The organism is Paraburkholderia acidiphila (genome assembly GCF_009789655.1).
Taxonomy (GTDB): Bacteria; Pseudomonadota; Gammaproteobacteria; order Burkholderiales; family Burkholderiaceae; genus Paraburkholderia; species Paraburkholderia acidiphila.
In genome coordinates, this window is sequence record NZ_CP046912.1 from 614,481 (window position 1) to 632,943 (window position 18,463).

Sequence of the window (18,463 nt, forward strand, 5' to 3'; positions counted from 1 at the left end):
AAATATCGTCTTGGACTGGGGCGCGCGCTCTGCGCAAAATGGTTTGCGATGGCAGCGACCCCGTGCGCACCGCGCGCGGCATCGCCTGCCGGACACCATTCTACCGGGGAGCAAACGGATGTTCGAGTCGATCTCGATGAGCGTGGTGGCGGTGTTCGCAGGCGCGTGCCTGACGTTTCTCATCGCCATCCTGCTGCCCGAACCCGTCGTGGCCAAAGGCGCCGAGGGCGGCCTTTATGCCGGGCTCGGCAATGAAGATGAAAGTTTCGCGCGCGCGGACCGGGCGCGCATCCGGCGCTTTCGCGCGCTGAAAACGTGGCGCGCAGGCGAGCGCCGCTCGCCGGGCGTGACGCAAGCCGCGCCGCGCCTCGTCAATAGACGTCGCGCACGTAGCGTTTGTCCCGTCCGAGCGCACTGACGTAGTCGTGCGCGGCCTCGGCGCTGATGCCGCCGTGCGCCGCCACCACGTCCCTGAGCGCCGCGTCGACGTCCTTCGCCATGCGGCTCGCATCGCCGCAAACGTAGAGGTGCGCCCCTTCCTGCAGCCACGCCCATAACTGCGCGCCCTGCTCGCGCATACGGTCCTGAACGTAGACCTTCTCGGTCTGATCGCGCGAAAACGCGAGATCGAGCCGGTCGAGATGGCCGTCCTTGCGCATTTGCTCCAGTTCGTCGCGATAGTAGAAGTCGGTGGCCGCGTGCTGCTCGCCGAAGAAGAGCCAATTGCGGCCCGTGTCGCCTCGCGCCTGGCGCTCGTGCAGGAAGGCGCGGAACGGGGCGACGCCGGTGCCGGGACCGACCATGATCATCGGCGCGTCGCCGCTGCGCGGCGGCCGGAAATGCGTGCTCTTCTGCACGAACACGGGCACGCTGCCCTCCTGCGCGCGGTCGGCCAGGAAGGTCGATGCCACGCCCTTGCGTTCGCGGCGGCCGTTGTTGTAGCGCACGGCCGACACGGTCAGATGCACCTCGCCCGCATGGGCCTTCGGGCTCGACGAAATCGAGTAGAGCCGCGGCTGCAGGCGCTTGAGCATGCCGAGCAGTTCGGGCGCGGTCATGTCGATGGGGTATTCGTGCAGCACGTCGGCGAGTTGCTGGCCCCACAGCCAGTTGCGCAGATCGCCCTTGCGCGTCTCATCCAGCATCTCGGCGAGGCCGCGCGAGCGCGTGCGGGACGCAATGAACGCAAGCGCATCGCCGCTCGGGCGCGCGATTTCATAGTGCTTGCTGAGCGCTTCGCCCAAGCGCATCTCGCCGTGACCGCTCACGGCCACTGGCGTGTCGGCGGCGAGGCGCGTGAGGCCCAGCAACTCGTCCACGAGCGCGGGGCAGTTGGTCGGCCACACGCCGAGCGCATCACCCGCCTCATAGTCGAGGCCCGCCTCGCCCGTTGCCAGCGAGAAGTAGCGGGTGTCCTTCGTCGCGCCCTTCATGTTCAGGCGCACGTTCTTCAGGAGCTTCGAGGCGGCCGGCCGCGCTTTGGTCGCCGCACAGCCGGGCAGCACCTCGGGAATCGAACCGTCGGCGGGCACAGCGTGCAGCGCTGCATCCTCCTGCTTGATCCGTACGACGATTCGATCGAGCCATGCGTCAGCGGCGCTCTGATATTCGCTGTCGCAATCCACGCGCTCCATGAGCCGCGTGGCGCCCAGCGCTTCGAGGCGCGCATCGAGCTTGCGGCCATGACCGCAGAACGCGTCGTAATTGCGGTCGCCGAAGGCGAGTACCGAGAAGCGCAGTGCTGCAAGTCGCGGCGCGCTTTCTGCCGCGAGCGCGCTCCAGAACGCTTCGCCGTTGTCGGGTGCGTCACCGTCGCCGAAGGTGCTCGTCATCAGGAGTGCGTATTGTGCCTTTTCGAGGTTGGCGAGCGGGTAGTCCGCCATGCAGGCCGTACGGATCTCGAAGCCCGATTCCATGAGCTGCGTGGCGTACTGCTCGACCAGCGATTCGACATTGCCGGTTTGCGAGGCCCACAGCAACACGACCTTCGGGCGCGTGTGCGCAATGCGTACGCCATGCGGCTTTTCTTCAGGTGCGCCAGGCACGGCGCGCGTCGCATCCGTACGTGCTACGGGCTCGCCGCGGCTGAACAGCCCCGCCAGGAGGCCATCTAGCCATACGCGCGTCTCTGCCGGAAAGGGCGCGTAGGCGGGCAACATGGGCACGCCGACAGGCTCGGCCGTCCTCAACGAGCGCAGGCCGCCCACAAAGCCCGCGAGGTACTGGCGCTCTACGTCGCCCAGTTGCGGCGCAGCGACGTCGTCGAGACCGAGTAGCGTCGAAAAGGCATCGATACGGGACATGTCGAGTTCCTGAGTCGGGTTGACAGCTTGCGGCGCGCTGGCGTCGAACGTGGCCGGATCGGCAGAGGCATTGGTGGCATCCGGCGTGCGTTCGGTCTCGCGCGGCGCGGATTGCGGCCCCACGCGCGACAGCGCCACCGCGCAGAATTTCAGTTCGGGTTGCTGGGAAACGGGGTCGACCGCATCGCTCGTGACCGCGTTCACGCACAGTTCCTCGCCATACACGTCGTTCCAGTGCATCGGCGCGAAGCAGTTGCCGGGCCGCACACGCTCGGTCACGACAGCAGGCAGCACCACCCGCCCACGACGCGAGCGCACTTCCACGCGATCCTTCGCGGCAATGCCGAGCGCGGCCGCGTCCTCCGGATGAATCTCGACGAAGGGGCCCGGGTTGAGCTTGTTGAGCATCGGCACCTTGCCGGTCTTCGTCATCGTGTGCCACTGATGCTGCAACCGGCCGGTGTTGAACACGATCGGGAATGTGCCATCCGGCAGTTCGGCGGGCGCGACATGCGGCCGTGCGAAGAACACGCCCTTGCCGTGCGCTGTGGCGAAAGCGATGCGCGGCCGCGTGCCGTCTGCGTTTTCCTTGAGCGTCTGGCTCACGCCGTCGTTCACATAGCGCAGCGGATTGCGATCGCTCGCGGCGTCCGGCGCGATGGGCCATTGCAGCGGCGCTTCGCGCAGCTTCGCGTGGCTCGCGCCGCGCAGGTCGTAGCCCGTCTTCGGGTTGGAGAACCGCGTGATCTCGTCGAACACCTCGGCGGCGCTCGTGTAGCTGAACGCGTGCGCAAAACCCATCTCACAGGCCACCCGCGCGATGATCTGCCAGTCGGGCAGCGCTTCGCCCGGCGCAACGACCGCCTGCTGCATGAGCGTCATGTTGCGCTCGGAGTTGATCATCACGCCCTCGGCCTCGGCCCAGAGTGCGCCGGGCAGCAGCACGTCGGCGTACTGATTCGTTTCGGTGTCCAGAAAAGCGTCTTGAGCGATCACCAGCTCGGCGGCTCTCAGGCCGGCCACCACCGTCTGCCGGTTCGCGACGCTCGCAACGGGGTTCGTGCAGATGATCCAGCACGCCTTGATCTCGCCCGCCGCCATGCGCGAGAACATGTCGATGGTGCCGCCGCCCACTTTCACGGGCAGCGTGCCGGGCGCCACGCCCCACGCCGCTTCCACGAATGCGCGGTCGTCTTCGGCCAGCGCCGTGCGCTGGCCGGGCAAGCCCGGCCCCATGTAGCCCATCTCGCGCCCGCCCATGGCGTTCGGCTGCCCCGTGAGCGAGAACGGCCCGCTGCCAGCGCGGCAGATCTTGCCTGTCGCCAGATGCAGGTTGCAGATCGCGTTCGTGCTCCACGTGCCATGCGTGCTCTGGTTCAGGCCCATGGTCCAGCAGCTCATCCACTCGGGCGCTTCGCCTATCATCCGCGCGGCGCGAAGAATGTCGTCGACGGCCAGGCCCGTGATCTCGGCGACTTTTTCCGGCGTGTAGTCGTCGAGGAACGCGGGCATTACGTCCCATCCTTCGGTGTACTGCGCAATGAAATCCGCATCGGTATGACCGTTCCTGTGCAGCAGATGAAGCAAACCATTGAGCAGTGCGAGATCGGTGCCCGGCGCGATCTGCAGAAAGAGCGACGCCTTATCCGCAGTCGCCGTGCGGCGCGGATCCACCACGATCAGCTTCGCGCCCGCCTTCACGCGGTCCATCATGCGCAGGAACAGGATGGGATGGCAGTCCGCCATGTTCGCGCCGATCACGAAGAACAGGTCTGCGCGGTCGAAGTCCTGATACGAACCCGGCGGGCCGTCCGCGCCAAGCGAGAGCTTGTAGCCGCTGCCCGCGCTCGCCATGCACAGACGCGAGTTCGACTCGATGTTGTTGGTGCGCACGAAGCCCTTGGCGAGCTTGTTCACGAGATACTGCGCCTCGATCGACATTTGCCCCGATACGTAGAACGAAAGCGCATCGGGACCGTGCGCGTCGAGCGTCGCGCGCAGGCGGCGCGCCGTATCGGCGATCGCCTGCGCGAGCGGCAGCGGCACCGGATCCTCGTCGCGCGCATGGCGCACGAAGGCGCGCTCGAGACGCCCCGACTTGCGCAGCGCCACATGCGCCGACGAACCCTTCGTGCAGAGGCGGCCGAAGTTGGTCGGATGCTCGGCGTCGCCGGAGATCTTCGCAACCTGACCGTCCTCGACGTGCAGGATCATCCCGCAGCCTACGCCGCAGTACGGGCAAACGCTTTTTACGCTCTCGCTGCTCATGCGCTCGATCGATATCAGCTTGAAACAGATTCAGGGCGCGCGGCGCTTCGTGCACGCCGCGCCTTTGTCATGTCAGGCGGCAACCCACACCTGACCGTTTTCCACGCGAGCGGGAAACGCGTTGACCGAATGCTGCGGCGCTTCGATGCATTCGCCGGTGGAGAGATCGAAGTGATGCTTGTAGATGGGCGACGCCACCACGACACGCTCGCCAAAGCTGCCCACGAGCCCGCGCGAAAGCACCGCTGCGTGCGAGTTCGGGTCGTAGTTGCCGATGGCGTACACGCGCGCGTCGCCGTCGTCGACATGGAACACGGCGACCTGCTCGCCCTTCACGAGCGCGCACACGCCGGTGTTCGGCACGATATCGTCGAGCGTGCAAACGGGAACCCAGTTGCCTTGACTATTCGGGTGGCTCATTTCGTACTCCTCGGTTCGATGAAAGGGGATCAGACGGTTTCGACGACTACGGGAATGCCGGCCAGCGCTTCAAAACGGGCCGCTTGTGGCACTTGCGTGCGCTCCTCCGGCGTGGCCGGGCGGATCTGGCCGCGCTCTTCAATGAAGGTGACGTGCTGGTCGCCCGCATCGCTATTGACGAAGTGACGGAAGCGGCGGCGCGTTTCAGGATCGGTCACGGCCTTCTTCCATTCGCATTCGTAGGTATCCACCACGAGCTGCATTTCCGCTTCGAGTTCGGCGCCGAGGCCCAGCTTGTCGTGCACGACCACGTCGATCAGATAGTCGAGGCCGCCTTCGAGGTTGTCGCGCCACACGCTCGTGCGCTGCAGACGGTCGGCCGTGCGCACGTAGAACATGAGGAAGCGGTCGACGTAGCGCACGAGCGTCGCCTGATCGAGATCGGAAGCGAGCAGTTCCGCATGGCGCGGCTTCATGCCGCCGTTGCCGCACACGTAGAGGTTCCAGCCCTTCTCGGTAGCGATAATGCCGACGTCCTTGCCCTGCGCTTCCGCACATTCGCGCGTGCAGCCCGACACGCCGAACTTGATCTTGTGCGGCGCGCGCAAGCCCTTGTAGCGGTTCTCGAGTTCGATCGCGAAACCAACGGAGTCGCCCACGCCGTAGCGGCACCACGTCGAGCCCACGCACGACTTCACCGTGCGCAGGGCCTTGCCGTAGGCGTGCCCCGATTCGAAGCCCGCTGCGATCAACTCTTCCCAGACGAAAGGCAGCTGCTCGACACGCGCACCAAAGAGGTCCACGCGCTGGCCGCCGGTGATCTTCGTGTAGAGACCGTACTTCTTCGCCACCTGCCCCACGGCAATGAGGCCTTCGGGCGTGACCTCGCCGCCCGGCATGCGCGGCACCACCGAATACGTGCCGTCGCGCTGAATGTTGGCGAGGTAGTAGTCATTCGAGTCTTGCAGGCTCGCGTGCTCTTTCTTCAGCACGAACTCGTTCCAGCAGGATGCGAGAATGCCGCCGACTGCCGGCTTGCAGATATCGCAGCCGAGGCCCTTGCCATGTTTCGCGAGCAGCTCGCCGAAGGTCTTGATGCCCTCCACGCGCACGATGTGATAAAGCTCCTGGCGCGAATAGCGGAAGTGTTCGCACAGGTGATTGTTGACGGCGAGACCCTGGCGCTTCATCTCCGACTTCATGACCTGCGTGACGAGCGGCACGCAGCCGCCGCACGACGTGCCGGCATTGCACGCACCCTTCACGGCCGCGATGGTCGTTGCGCCTTCGCGCACGGCCGCGCATATTTCGGCCTTCGAAACGTTGTTGCACGAGCAGATCTGCGCGGCGTCCGGCAGCGCTTCCACCCCGATCGCGGGCTTCGCCCGGCCGTCGGCTTGCGGGAGAATCATGAATTCCGGCGACTCGGGTAGCTCGATGCCGTTGAGCATCATCTGCAGCAGCGTGCCGTATTCGCTCGCGTCGCCCACCATCACCGCGCCGAGCAGCTTCTTGCCGCAATCGGAGACGACGATCTTCTTGTAGACCTGGCGGCGCTCGTCGGCGTAACGGTACGAGCGGCTGCCGGGCGTCTTGCCGTGCGCGTCGCCGATGCTCGCCACGTCCACGCCCATCAGCTTGAGCTTGGTGCTCATGTCGGCGCCCGCGAACTGCGACGCAACGCCCGCCAGCGCCCTGGCGGCGATGCGCGCCATGTCGTAACCGGGCGCGACGAGACCGAAGATCTGACCTTGCCACAGCGCGCATTCGCCGATCGCGTAGATGTTCGCGTCGCTCGTGCGGCACTGGTCGTCGATCACGACGCCGCCGCGCGCGCCGATTTCGAGGCCACAGGCGCGGGCGATTTCGTCGCGCGGCCGAATGCCGGCAGAGAATACGACCATGTCGACGTCGAGATGCGTGCCGTCGGCGAACTGCATGCGGTTGGCGGCCGTTTCGCCATCCACGATCGCCAGCGTGTTCTTCTGCGTGTGCACCGTCACGCCGAGCGCTTCGATCTTGCTGCGCAGCATGCGGCCGCCGTCGTCGTCCACCTGCACCGCCATGAGGCGCGGCGCGAATTCCACCACATGCGTGGCGAGGCCCAGATCGCGCAGCGCTTTCGCGCATTCGAGGCCGAGCAGGCCGCCGCCCACGACCACGCCCGACTTCGCGCGCGCGCCGCGCGCCTGCATCGCTTCCAGGTCGGCAATGGTTCGGTAGACGAAGCAATCGGCGCGGTCGTTGCCGGCGATAGGCGGCACGAACGCCGAGGAACCGGTGGCCAGCACGAGCTTGTCGTACGCCAGCGTTTCGCCGTTGGACACCGTGACGGTGCGCGCGGCGCGATCGATCGACACCGCGCTGGCATTGAGCACGAGGCGCACGTTCTCGCGCTCGAAGAAACCGGGCGTCACGAGCGAGAGATCGTCCGCCGACTTGCCGGCGAAGAATTCGGAGAGGTGCACCCGGTCGTAAGCGGGACGCGGCTCTTCGCAGAGCACGGTCACGCGCGCATTGACGCTTGCATCCAACGCGCCGTCCGCAAGGATGCATTCGAGAAATTTGTGGCCCACCATGCCGTGGCCAACGACGACGATCTCCATCGCGGCCGAGCTGTTCACTTCGTTCGTTGCTTGCACCATGAGCCTCTGCCAATAAAAAAAGGCGTCCCGCGATTCCAGCTTCTAACGAAGCCAGATTCGGGGGACGCCGTTGCCCTGAATACGAAACCCTGTGCGCCGCGCTACTGCTTGCAGCCGAATCCCCATTGATTCGCTTTGGCACTTGCTGCGAAGCAATACGCAAACACTGTGCCAATCTGCGCACAAGCCGCGTCACGCCCCGTCTGGCGGACTTCGGCGGCTTGTGTGGACGGTCTCCGGCACGTTACCGGCGCGCGCATCGTGATGCAGGCCAGCACAAGATTGGTGCCGTGCAGCACATTCGCTGTGCGCCGTGGGCGTGCGGGCTGTGGCATAGCCGCGGCGCTGTCAATTGGGAGCGCCCCGCTAACGGGCGGGCGGGGCGAGTGCGGTGCTCGCTGGTCTGGAACTTGCGTGACCCCGAACGTCCGGCAATGTCGCCGGGCGAGGCAACCAGTGGCCGCGCGATGCGCGCGGCTCGATTCGAGCTAACCGGACAATGGCGTCCCCTCGTCGCAAGCGGCGAGCGGACGCCATTCGTTTTTTGGCGCTCCCAACGTGGGCGCGCGCCAGTAAAAAGGAAGACGACGATGACGACGGGCAACGAAGGTAAGGTCACGCTGGTGAGCGCGGGTCCGGGCGATCTCGACCTCCTCACCCTGAAGGCAGTGAAGGTGCTCGCGAGCGCCGACGTCGTGCTGCTCGACGATCTCGCGAACCCGGAGATCGTGACGCTCGCGCCGCAGGCCCGCGTGATCCGCGTGGGCAAGCGAGGCGGCTGCCGCTCCACGCCGCAAGCCTTCATCGAGCGCTTGATGCAGCGATACGCGCGCCGCGGCCTGCACGTCGTGCGCGTGAAAGGAGGTGACGCATTGCTGTTTGGTCGCGCGGGGGAAGAACTCGCGGCATTGCGCAACGCGGGCGTGACGGTGGAGATCGTCAACGGCGTTTCTTCGGCGTTTGCGGCGGCAGCCGGGCTCGGCGTCTCGCTCACGCACCGCGATCATTGCCAGGGCGTGATCTTCGTGACGGCGCACTTGCGCGACCACAGCGAGCCCGACTGGCAGGCACTCGCCGCAACAGGCATGACACTCGCCATCTATATGGGTATGAGCCGGATCGAATCGCTGTGCGCGACCCTCGCCGGCACACTCCCCACCACGACGCCCGCAGCCGTCGTGCAGTGGGCGGGCAGCGCAAACGAGCGCCGCGTAGCGGGCACGCTCGGCACCATCGCGGCGCACGCGAGCGCCGCTGGCCTTGGCAGCCCCGCCATCATTCTCGTGGGCAACGCGATTGCCGAGTCGGCTTCGTTCGGCATGCACCCGCATGACAAGGAAATCGAGGCACAACGACTGAGCGCGTAAGGCCGTCATGCGCCTATTCTCTTCTGCATATAAACAGAAATGCGGATATAGCCAATTAATCAAACTATTGCCGATCGACCTTTAAAAAACCACCGGCAGAACTCATTCACCATTCCCCTCGCTCTCACGCCGCTCGCCATACTTTCATTTCAATACGCAACTCAAGAACAGTAAGCAAAATAGCACGCAGCCCTGTAGTACTAAACAATTCCTGACCTTCACCCTACCTTCTTCCTACGCGCCTCATGGAAATCCCCGATCAAAACGCATATTCCATGAAAGCGCCGGGAAGGGTTTCGTTGACTAGAATGCAGACATCAACGTAGCAGAGCGTTTTTAAAAATCGGCCCAACGTTGCAAAGACTGCCCATGCAACCTTTCCTTAAAGCATTACGCCGCTATCTGCTTCGGCGTGCGAATAGTATTCGTATCTAAATCAACCTGATTATGGGGCGCAGGTAAGGAACAACAAGATGAAGTTGTTGCTCGTCGAGGAAAATCCGGGGCTTTCCCAGTGGCTCGTCAGCCTGCTGCGCACGGAGAATTTCACCGTCGATTGTGTGGCCGACGGCGAAGCTGCGGATCTCGTGCTGAAGTCACAACACTACGACCTCGTGCTGCTCGAAATGCACTTGCCGCGCTTGAGCGGCATGAGCGTGCTCATGCGTTTGCGGCGCCGGCGCGACAACCTCCCCGTTCTGATGATGGCCGCGCATGGAACGATCGACGACAAGGTGGCCTGCTTCAGCGCAGGCGCCGACGACTACCTCGTCAAGCCCTTCGACACGCGCGAGCTGCTCGCACGCATCAAGGCGCTGATACGCCGCCAGGCCACCGACAAGGCAGCGCGCCTGAGCTGCGGCGACCTGCACTATCGTACGGACACGCGCGCCTTTTGCCACAACGACACGGCGCTGCATCTGCGTCGCCGCGAGCACTGCATTCTCGAGGCATTGATGCTCCATCAAGGCAGGACCGTTTCGAAGCACACGCTCATGGAAAGCCTATTCGGCCTCGATGAAGAACCGAGCCGGGACGCAATCGATATCTACATTCACCGCCTGCGCAAGCGTCTCGCAACCTCGAGCGCGCAGATCCTGACCTTGCGCGGACTCGGCTACATCCTGCGGGTGAAAGACGCCGCGCTGCTCGAACCGGGCACGCAGCCATGCCTGCAGACTGAAACCAAATGACGAACGCCAGACCCGTTGCAGGCCCGATTGCGCGGCGCCCAGCCTGCCACCCAAGCGAGATCGAGCATGAAAGCCTACGTCATCGAACAACCCGGCGGCCCCGAGGTCCTGCAGATGCGCGAGATCGCACCGGCCGCGCCAGGCGTGGACGAGGTGCGCATTCGCGTATGCGCGTTCGGCATCAACCGCGCCGAAGCCGATTTGCGCGCGGGTCGCCTTGGGCGGCTTGCCGGCCCGGTGGTGCCCGGGATCGAGGCCGTGGGTGTGGTCGCGGAGGATCCTTCGAAGTCGTTCCGGGTCGGGGAACGCGTTGCCACCGCGATGGGCGGCTTGCAGGTCGCGCGCAACGGCAGCTATGCGGAGGAAGTCACGGTTTTACGGCGCAACGTCGTCACGCTCGGATCCACGAGCTTGCCATGGGAAGAACTCGCCACGCTGCCGCTCGCCTATCTCACGGCGTGGGGCGCGCTCGCGGCAAGCCTCGAAGCGAAGGCGGGGCAGACTTTGCTCGTGCGCGGCGGAACGTCCGCCGTGGGGCTCGCCGCGATCGCCTATGCGAACGCCTTCGGGCTCAATGTACTGGCTACGACACGTTCGGCAACGCACGTCGAACGCCTCTATCGTGCCGGTGCGCACGAAGTGCTGATCGATGGCGGAGAAATCGCCGCCGCGGTCGCGCGTGAGTGCCTGCACGTCGATGTCGCGCTCGAAATCGTCAGCGCGGCCAACGTGAGAGACACCGCCAAAATGGTGCGGCCGTTTGGCGGCGTGACCGTCGTCGGCACGCTGGCCGGGCCGCCTCTCCTCAATGCGTTCGATATTGCGCGCGATCTGCCGCCCGCGGTGCGGCTCAGCTTCTTTACGAGTGAACTGCTCGGCACGAAGTCGTTGCCACTCGACTATGCGCCGCTGCGCCATATCGCTTCGGGCATCGCTGCGCGCCGCATCGCGTCGCTTCACGCCTGCACCTTCGAGTTCGACGATCTCAGGAAAGCGCATTACCTGCTGGAAAGCAACCGCGCCGACGGCAAGATCGTCGTCCGGTTGTAGCGGCCCGTCACGCAAGCGCGGGCCGCTGTGCCTCAATGGCTTGCGCTCGCTTGCGCGCCCTGCACGACCGCCGGTGCCAGTGCAGGCTCTTGCGGCAGCGCCCATTCGAGCCAGCGTGCGCGGTGCAGCACCACCAGACCGAACGCGGCCGCGGCGATCACGCCGAACGTCGCGAAGCCCATCTGGTAGCTGCCGGTACTTTCCTTGGCGATGCCCATGATGACCGGCAGATAGAAACCGCCGATGCCGCCCGCGGCGCCAATGATGCCCGACATCAGCCCGGTGCGGCCCTGCCAGCGGCGCGCAACGAGCTGGAACGTCGCACCGTTGCCAAGCCCGAAGCACACGTAGGTGAACGCGAGCAGCGCAATACCCGTGGCGAACGGCGGCATCCACAGCGCGAAAGCAAAGTCGCACACCGAGATCGCGGCGAGCAGCACCACGAGCGCACGCACGCCCGAAATACGATCGGCGATCAGGCCACCGAGCGGGCGCACCATCGCGCCGGTCAGCGCGAGCAGCGACATCACCACGCCGGCTTCGAGCTTCGGTACCTGGTAGAGCGAAATAAGCAGCGTCGAGATATAGGACGACATGCCGACAAAGCCCCCGAACGTGATGCTGTAGACGAGCATCACGACCCACGTGTCGCCTTCCGTGAGCACCGCGCGATAGTGTCGCGGCAGCACGGCAATGGCGAGCAGCGCGCCGAACACCGGCAGCAGTAGCACGCCCGTCTTGCCCGCGCCGAACACGCCAGCGTGCACGGCGAGCACGAGCGCGATCAGGCCAGCGAGCGTGATACCGAACGAGCGGAATGCCTTCAGCGCGCTGCCGGACTTCTGGCCGAGATCGCGGGCCCAGAAGGTCACGGCAATCGCGGCCAGCGCGAGCAGCGGCAGCGCCGCGCCCGTGGCGCGCGCCCAGCCATAGTGGCTGGCGAGGCCCGGAAAGAGGAAACCGTCGAGCACGGCGCCGATATTGCCGGCTGCGGCGAGGCCCAGCACGAGGCCCTGCACCTTCGGCGGATAGTTGCTGCCAGCCATCGGCAGCGCCACCGCGAAGCTCGCGCCGCCCACGCCGAGCAACACGCCAAGCACGAGCAGCAAGGTATAGGACGGCGTGCCCGGCATCGTCAACAGCACGGCAGCGGGAATCGCGGAAAGCGCGATGCCCATCAGCGCGACACGGCGGCCGTCGCAGGCTTGATACAGATTGCCGAGCGTCACGCGCAAAATCGCCGCACCGAGCACAGGCACCGCCACGAGCAGGCCCAGTTCGGCCGGCGTCATCGCAATGTCCTTCTGGATGAAAGGCGCGAGCGGGCCGAACATCACCCACACCGTGAAGCCGGTGTCGAAGTACAGGAAACACGCGATCAGCGCGCGCCAGTTACCGCTCTTGAGCGAACTTACCAGGTCTTTCACGAGGTTCTCCCCAATAGTGGATCTCAACCCGCAACGCGGGCATGCATCCGTTGATTTCGGAATCCAGAATGTCGTTCGGGTGCGGCCTCACGCGTTTCGGACTTTCCGACCACGCCTTGCACGAGCCGGTCCATTTCGCCTATCACGTGCGCCAGTTCCGCCGTGATCACCGCGAATTCGCGGCCGAACTGGCCGGCGCGTGCGGCCGCGACACGCGCATTGAGCGCGACGATGTTTGCACGCAGGGAAATGGCGGCGAGCTCATCGACAATGCCTGCCTGGCGCTTCGCCGCCGCCGCTTCCACGCTGCGCAATTCGTCCTGGTACGCCTGGGTAAGCACTTGCAGCAGGTCGAGCAGCGGCGTGGCGGCGGCGGTGAGTTCCGTCACGGCTGCCTCGCAGGCGCGATCGGCTGTCGATGCCTCGACTGAGCGTTCGAGGCACGCGCACGCATGCGCGGCGAGTTTCGTGAATGTGCGAATGCGCTCGTCGGCCTTGCGCGCGCCGAAATAGAGTTCGCGCAAGGCGCCCGAAAATACGCCGGGAAAGTGGTCGTCACCCTCTACCAGCCGCGCGTGCGAAGCCGCGAATGTATCGAGGCATTCGCGCGCGACGACGAGCGCGCCGGCGTCGCCACGCAAGCCAAGCAACGCGTGCAGGACGACGCGCTGCGAGAGCATGCGCTGGCGCCCGGCCAGATTGATAAGCTCGCCGACGATTTCCGCTGAGATGTCAGGTGTCGTTTCCCGCATATTCATCTTTAGTAGTGCAAATCGCATCGCCAACGATTTGCCAAACCATGGCGCGCTGAGCGAAGGACATAAAAAAAAGCGTCCCGAAGCGCACCTACCACGCACGCTGTGCCGTGGAGTGCTGCTTCGGGACGCCGTTGCCCCGCCTGATCGAAACATCCCGCGCAAGGCGGGACGATGATGCAATTCATTGGAGCCTTCATTGGCCCCGGCAGTGATTAAGCAATACGTGTGCCACCCACCGCGCAAGCGATGCGCGCGCCCCCGTAAACGCCCGGCTGGCGTGGCTTGCACCGGGCTCGCAACGTTCAGGCAGCACGCCCGGCCCGAGCGTCCCCGACCGTCGGCGCGCCACCATTCATGTGCCTCGGATGACTGCTGCTGGTGCACTGCAGCGAAGCCCCGCACCATCGCCGGGCACCGTCTTGCCCTTCGCCGCGACCGCACTAAGCTGTAAGCATCGATCGCACGCCGCGCTCGCGAGCCTACGCAACGCCGCCTCGGGAGGTGCATCATGAAACCAATCGCCATCGCCTTCGCGGGCGTCTGGGTAATCGTCAGCCTTGGCGGCCTATCCCTCTCGACTGTGGCGGCCGCCTCGAACGAAGCCACAATCGCGATCGTCGCCGGGACGTACGGCAGCAACTGCGGCGCGCCACACGGCAATGTCACGCGCGATCTCGCCGAGCACTGCGACGGTTTGCGAACCTGCAGCTATCCGGTGTCGATGACCACCGGGCAATCCGGCGGCTGTCACAACGACTACCTCGCCGAGTGGCGCTGCGGCGGCCATGAATTTCACAACGCCGCACTGGCTGCCGGAGCGGGCAACGGCGATCGACTCGTTCTCAGTTGCGTGCCATCGAGTGGCCCCGGTCATTGAGGTATGCGAATAAGAATCAGAATTGCGCCCCGCGCCCGACGCTATTTTTCAGCGCACTGCTAACCCGATTCCTTGCCGCCCCAAAGCGGGTCGCACATTCGTTGTCCCCTTTCATCACGTGTAATAGACTCCATTCGACAGCGCGTTGCGCACAACTCACAGGCGACTGCAAACATCGTGTAGTTGTGCGCCCGGTGACGGGATCATGCAGGGAATGAACGCAACGTCCGCGGACAGTTTCTCGTACTACCTGGAGTTCTGGCGGCCCTCGCCGGAACGCAAAAGGAGCCAGGGCGCGCCTGCGTTGCGCGTCAGGCCATAGGAGAGACAGACCATGCTGTTGCCCACTACGTCAACGCCAAAGGCGCAGTCCCGGGATTTGCTCGATGTCCTGATCCGCGCCGCGCTGATTGCCGTCCTGGCGATGTTTTGCTTTCGCATCTTCGCCCCGTTCCTCGACCTCATGGTCTGGTCCGTGATTCTCGCGGTCACGCTTTATCCGCTGCAAGTGAAGCTGCAGCGTAGCTTCCCTCACAAAGATGGAGTCATCGCCTCGCTCATCATTCTCGTGGCGTTCGGCGTGATCCTCGCGCCAACCTGGCTGCTGGGCGTCGCCGTGGCCGATTCGATCGACCATGTCATCAGCGTTGCGAAGAGCGGGACGTTTCATATTCCGCCGCCCGACGGCTCGATCGCTCACTGGCCCATTGTCGGCCAGCGCGTATACGACTTCTGGATGCAGGCGTCGACCGACATCACCGGTCTCGTGCAGCGGTTCGCGCCGCAACTGAAGGCGGCCGGTCTCGCGCTGCTCGGCACGCTCACCGGCCTGGGCGCCGCATTGCTCGTTTTCTTCGTATCCCTGATCATTGCGGGCATTCTCATGGCGCACGGCGACAACGGCCACCGCAGCACGGTGTTGATCGCCTCGCGCATTTCCGGCCCGGAAAACGGCCCGCAGATCGCCGACCTTTGCACGGCAACGATACGCGCCGTCGCTCAAGGCGTGGTGGGGATCGCGTTCATCCAGATGGTGTTGATCGGCGTTGGCTTCATCGTGATGGGCATTCCCGGCGCGGGCCTGCTCGCGTTGGCCGTGCTGCTGATCGGCATCATGCAGTTGCCTGCCACGCTCATCACTGTGCCCGTCATCATCTTCGTGATCATGACACAGGGTGTGAGCACAGCGACGATCGTCTTCTCCGTCTACGAGTTCGTTGCAGGTCTCGCCGACAACGTGCTCAAGCCCTTGCTGCTTGGCCGCGGCGTGGCCGTGCCGATGCCCGTGGTATTGATCGGCGCGATTGGCGGCATGGTCACGGGTGGCGTGATCGGCCTGTTCATCGGACCCGTGATGCTCGCCGTTGGCTATCAACTGTTCTGGCGTTGGGTGAAAGACCAGCCTCAACCCGAACGCACACGAGAAGAGCAGCAGGCTTGAGCCGCGAGGACGCGCTGTGTTCCTCTGCGAGCGCCCGCACTGGCTCCCGCTCGGTGCCTGTTGCATCTGCACGCTGCTGAACGCGTGCATGCATGTGGGCCCCGACTTCCAGCCGCAACACGAAAGCTGGACAGAGCATTGGAGCAGCGCGTCGATCGATCAGGTCACGGTGATCGCTGCTCAACCCAGTGAGCCGCCCGACGCGCGGCAATGGTGGCGCGTCTTCGGCGACGACAACCTCGAACAGCTGATTGCCGCGGCCGATGCCGACAACGGCGACCTGAAAATCGCGGCATTGCGCGTGATCGAAGCGCGTGCCCAGCTGGGCATCGCGCTCGCGGGCCGTTATCCTCAGGTGCAGCAGGCCAACGCCGACGTGCTGGCCTCTGCGCGCAAGCGCCACGATGGTTTCGACCCGCGTTCGGGTGCGTACTTTCAGTACGGCCTGGGTTTCAGCATTGGCTGGGAGCTGGACTTCTGGGGCCGCTTCAGCCGCGCGATCGAATCAGCCGACGCCTCGTTCTTCGCCGCCCAGGACAACCGCGAAGACGCACTCGTGCTCATTCACGCGCAAGTCGCGGACACCTATTTCACGCTGCGCACGACCGAAGCACGCTTGCGTATTGCACGCGAGAACGCGCAATTGCAAAAACGCAGCTACGACATCACGCAAAAGCTCTTCAAGAGTGGCGAAACCGACGAGCTCGATCTCCAGCAAGCGAAAACTCAGTACCTCGGCACGCTGAGCAGTATTCCCGTTTTCGAGAGCCAGATCGCCGTGGCGCGCCACGCGCTCTGCGTGCTGCTTGGGCGCCCGCCGGGCCCGCTGCCGGAGCTCGACGCACAGCCGGCCAAAGCTGGCTTCGTCCCGCTCGTCAACCGTGCCGTGCTTCAGGATGTGCCCGCGAAGCTGTTGCTGCGTCGCCCGGATGTGCGCGCGGCGGAGCAACAGATGGCCGCGCAATCGGCGCTGATCGGCGTGGCGAAGGCCGATCTGTACCCGTCGATTTCCCTCGTCGGCTCGCTCGTGTGGAGCGCCAGTTCGCTTGCCGGTGCGCCGAACACGCTTGCCGTGGTGGGCGGCCCGAGCATCACCTGGAACGTGTTCGACCACGGGCGCATTACGAACAACGTGCGCGTGCAGGACGCGCGCTTGCAGCAGTTGATCGTGGCGTATCAGGAAACGGTGCGCGAAGCGGCGCGCGAGGCCGACGACGCCGCTACGGCGCTGAGCGCGGCACTGCAGCGCGATACGATCCTGCACGACGCGCAAGGCGCAGCACAGCGCTCGCTCACGCTCGCCAATACGATCTACCGCGAAGGGTACTCGGACTTTCAGCGTGTGCTCGACGCGCAGCGCGCACTTTCCGCGCAGCAGGACGCTTTCGTCGTCAATCGCGGCAACGCCGTGAGCAGCCTGATCGCGCTGTACAAGGCCGTGGATGGCGGCTGGGATCTACCGCAACCGCTCATCGACCCCGCCACGCGCGCGCAAATGCAGCGGCGCACGGACTGGGGCGACCTGCTCGACGAACCGGCGCCACCCTCTGCCGCGCGGCGTCCCGGCAATCCACCGGAGGGGCCGACACAATGAGCAGCGCGTCCGATCCTTCGAGCACGCCGCAGGCGCCGCCGCCGGCTTCCGATCCGTCCGGCAAAGCGATCAAGTGGATCGTCATCCTTGTCGCCATCAGCCTGATCTGGTACCTGCTCGCCGACCGCTTCACGCCCTATACGCAGCAGGCGCGTGTAGCGGCCTACGTCGTGCCCGTTGCGGCCGAAGTGTCGGGACGCGTGACGCGCGTGCTCGTGCACAACAACCAGGAGGTGAACGCGGGCGACGTGCTGTTCGAAATCGACAATACGCAATATCGCATCGCCGCCGACCGCGCGCGCGCCGACCTCGAATCCACGCGGCGGCAGATCGGTGCGAGCACTGCCGGTATCGAATCGGCGCAAGCCTCCTTGCGTGCGGCCCTCGCCAACGAAGTCAAGGCACGCCAGGACAGCGACCGGCTGGAACGGCTGTATCGCGAAGACGAGGGCACCGTCTCGCTGCGCCGGCTCGAAGTGGCGCGCGCCACCCACGAGCAGGCGCAAAGCCAGGTCGAAAGTGCCCGGGCCGAAGTCGAGCGCGCGCGCGAGCAGCAAGGCGGCAACGAAACGGAAAATGCGCAGTTGCGCAGCGCGGCCGGCGCGCTCGAAAAAGCCGAACTCGATCTCGCGAATACGCGCATTCGCGCGCGCTCGAGCGGCGTCATCACCGACCTGCGCACCGAGGTCGGACAGTTCGCGGCGGCGGGCAATCCGGTCATGACACTGATCGCCATTCACGATGTCTGGGTCAGCGCGGACATGACGGAGAACAATCTGGGCCACTTGCATGCGGACACGCCCGTCGCCATCGCACTGGACGCGCTGCCGGGCGAAGTGTTCGCGGGACGCATCCGCAGCATCGGCTATGGCGTAAGCGTTGGCCAAAGCACGCCGCCCGGCACTCTGCCCACCGTGCAGAACAGCCGCGACTGGCTGCGGCCCGCGCAACGCTTTCCCGTGATCGTCGAGTTCGACGACGACGAGCGCGCACGGCTGCGCAACGTTCGTGTGGGCGGCCAGGCCGAAGTGATGGCGTTTCCGGGTGCAGGCAACCCGCTCAATCCGCTCGGCCGCGTGTTCCTGCGCGTGATGAGCTGGCTCGCCTACCTCTACTGATC

Annotated in this window: 13 protein-coding genes; 8 read left to right on the forward strand and 5 right to left on the reverse strand. The window is 65.2% G+C overall.

Annotated elements, in window-relative coordinates; genetic code table 11:
• The first annotated feature begins 118 nt into the window (after positions 1-118).
• Positions 119-418 (forward strand): hypothetical protein, encoded by a 300-nt coding sequence (locus tag FAZ97_RS32980; protein ID WP_158762957.1) that lies wholly within the window; start codon positions 119-121, stop codon positions 416-418.
• Here FAZ97_RS32980 and FAZ97_RS32985 read toward each other — a convergent pair.
• The 3 genes from FAZ97_RS32985 to nirB all read right to left on the reverse strand — a co-directional run bounded on the left by FAZ97_RS32985 (position 372) and on the right by nirB (position 7,597).
• Positions 372-4,571 (reverse strand): bifunctional nitrate reductase/sulfite reductase flavoprotein subunit alpha, encoded by a 4,200-nt coding sequence (locus FAZ97_RS32985; RefSeq protein ID WP_158762958.1) that lies wholly within the window; start codon positions 4,569-4,571, stop codon positions 372-374. The two genes, FAZ97_RS32980 and FAZ97_RS32985, sit on opposite strands and share 47 nt — an antisense overlap.
• A gap of 72 nt (positions 4,572-4,643) precedes the next feature.
• Entirely contained in the window at positions 4,644-4,991 is a 348-nt protein-coding gene (gene nirD / locus FAZ97_RS32990; protein WP_158762959.1) for a nitrite reductase small subunit NirD, read from the reverse strand.
• Between the two features lie 29 nt (positions 4,992-5,020).
• The gene (nirB, locus tag FAZ97_RS32995; RefSeq protein WP_158763373.1) at positions 5,021-7,597 is read right to left on the reverse strand and encodes a nitrite reductase large subunit NirB; all 2,577 of its coding nucleotides are present in this window, start codon (positions 7,595-7,597) and stop codon (positions 5,021-5,023) included.
• Positions 7,598-8,226: 629 nt separating this feature from the next.
• Between nirB and cobA the strand changes: the two genes are divergently transcribed.
• From cobA to FAZ97_RS33010, 3 genes are all read left to right on the forward strand, one after another.
• Complete coding sequence (gene cobA, locus FAZ97_RS33000; RefSeq protein WP_158762960.1) at positions 8,227-9,003, forward strand: uroporphyrinogen-III C-methyltransferase; 777 nt, start codon at positions 8,227-8,229, stop codon at positions 9,001-9,003.
• A 473-nt stretch (positions 9,004-9,476) separates the two neighbouring features.
• Positions 9,477-10,196 carry a response regulator gene (locus FAZ97_RS33005; RefSeq protein WP_158762961.1) on the forward strand — a complete coding sequence of 240 codons (720 nt, stop codon included), beginning with the start codon at positions 9,477-9,479 and terminating at the stop codon, positions 10,194-10,196.
• A 66-nt stretch (positions 10,197-10,262) separates the two neighbouring features.
• Positions 10,263-11,246: a zinc-binding dehydrogenase gene (locus FAZ97_RS33010; RefSeq protein ID WP_158762962.1), complete on the forward strand. Its 984-nt coding sequence runs from the start codon at positions 10,263-10,265 to the stop codon at positions 11,244-11,246.
• Between the two features lie 32 nt (positions 11,247-11,278).
• On the opposite strand, the gene FAZ97_RS33015 is transcribed toward FAZ97_RS33010, so the two are convergent.
• Complete coding sequence (locus FAZ97_RS33015; protein ID WP_158762963.1) at positions 11,279-12,673, reverse strand: MFS transporter; 1,395 nt, start codon at positions 12,671-12,673, stop codon at positions 11,279-11,281.
• A 23-nt stretch (positions 12,674-12,696) separates the two neighbouring features.
• Entirely contained in the window at positions 12,697-13,431 is a 735-nt protein-coding gene (locus tag FAZ97_RS33020; RefSeq protein WP_158762964.1) for a type IV pili methyl-accepting chemotaxis transducer N-terminal domain-containing protein, read from the reverse strand.
• A 508-nt stretch (positions 13,432-13,939) separates the two neighbouring features.
• Here FAZ97_RS33020 and FAZ97_RS33025 point away from each other — a divergent pair.
• The 4 genes from FAZ97_RS33025 to FAZ97_RS33040 all read left to right on the forward strand — a co-directional run bounded on the left by FAZ97_RS33025 (position 13,940) and on the right by FAZ97_RS33040 (position 18,461).
• The gene (locus tag FAZ97_RS33025) at positions 13,940-14,308 is read left to right on the forward strand and encodes a hypothetical protein (protein WP_233271940.1); all 369 of its coding nucleotides are present in this window, start codon (positions 13,940-13,942) and stop codon (positions 14,306-14,308) included.
• Positions 14,309-14,642: 334 nt separating this feature from the next.
• Positions 14,643-15,749: an AI-2E family transporter gene (locus tag FAZ97_RS33030; RefSeq protein ID WP_158762965.1), complete on the forward strand. Its 1,107-nt coding sequence runs from the start codon at positions 14,643-14,645 to the stop codon at positions 15,747-15,749.
• 16 nt (positions 15,750-15,765) lie between these two features.
• Positions 15,766-17,343 (forward strand): TolC family protein, encoded by a 1,578-nt coding sequence (locus FAZ97_RS33035; protein WP_158762966.1) that lies wholly within the window; start codon positions 15,766-15,768, stop codon positions 17,341-17,343.
• Positions 17,340-18,461 (forward strand): HlyD family secretion protein, encoded by a 1,122-nt coding sequence (locus tag FAZ97_RS33040; RefSeq protein ID WP_158762967.1) that lies wholly within the window; start codon positions 17,340-17,342, stop codon positions 18,459-18,461. Before FAZ97_RS33035 ends, FAZ97_RS33040 begins: the two co-directional genes overlap by 4 nt.
• Positions 18,462-18,463 lie beyond the last annotated feature (2 nt).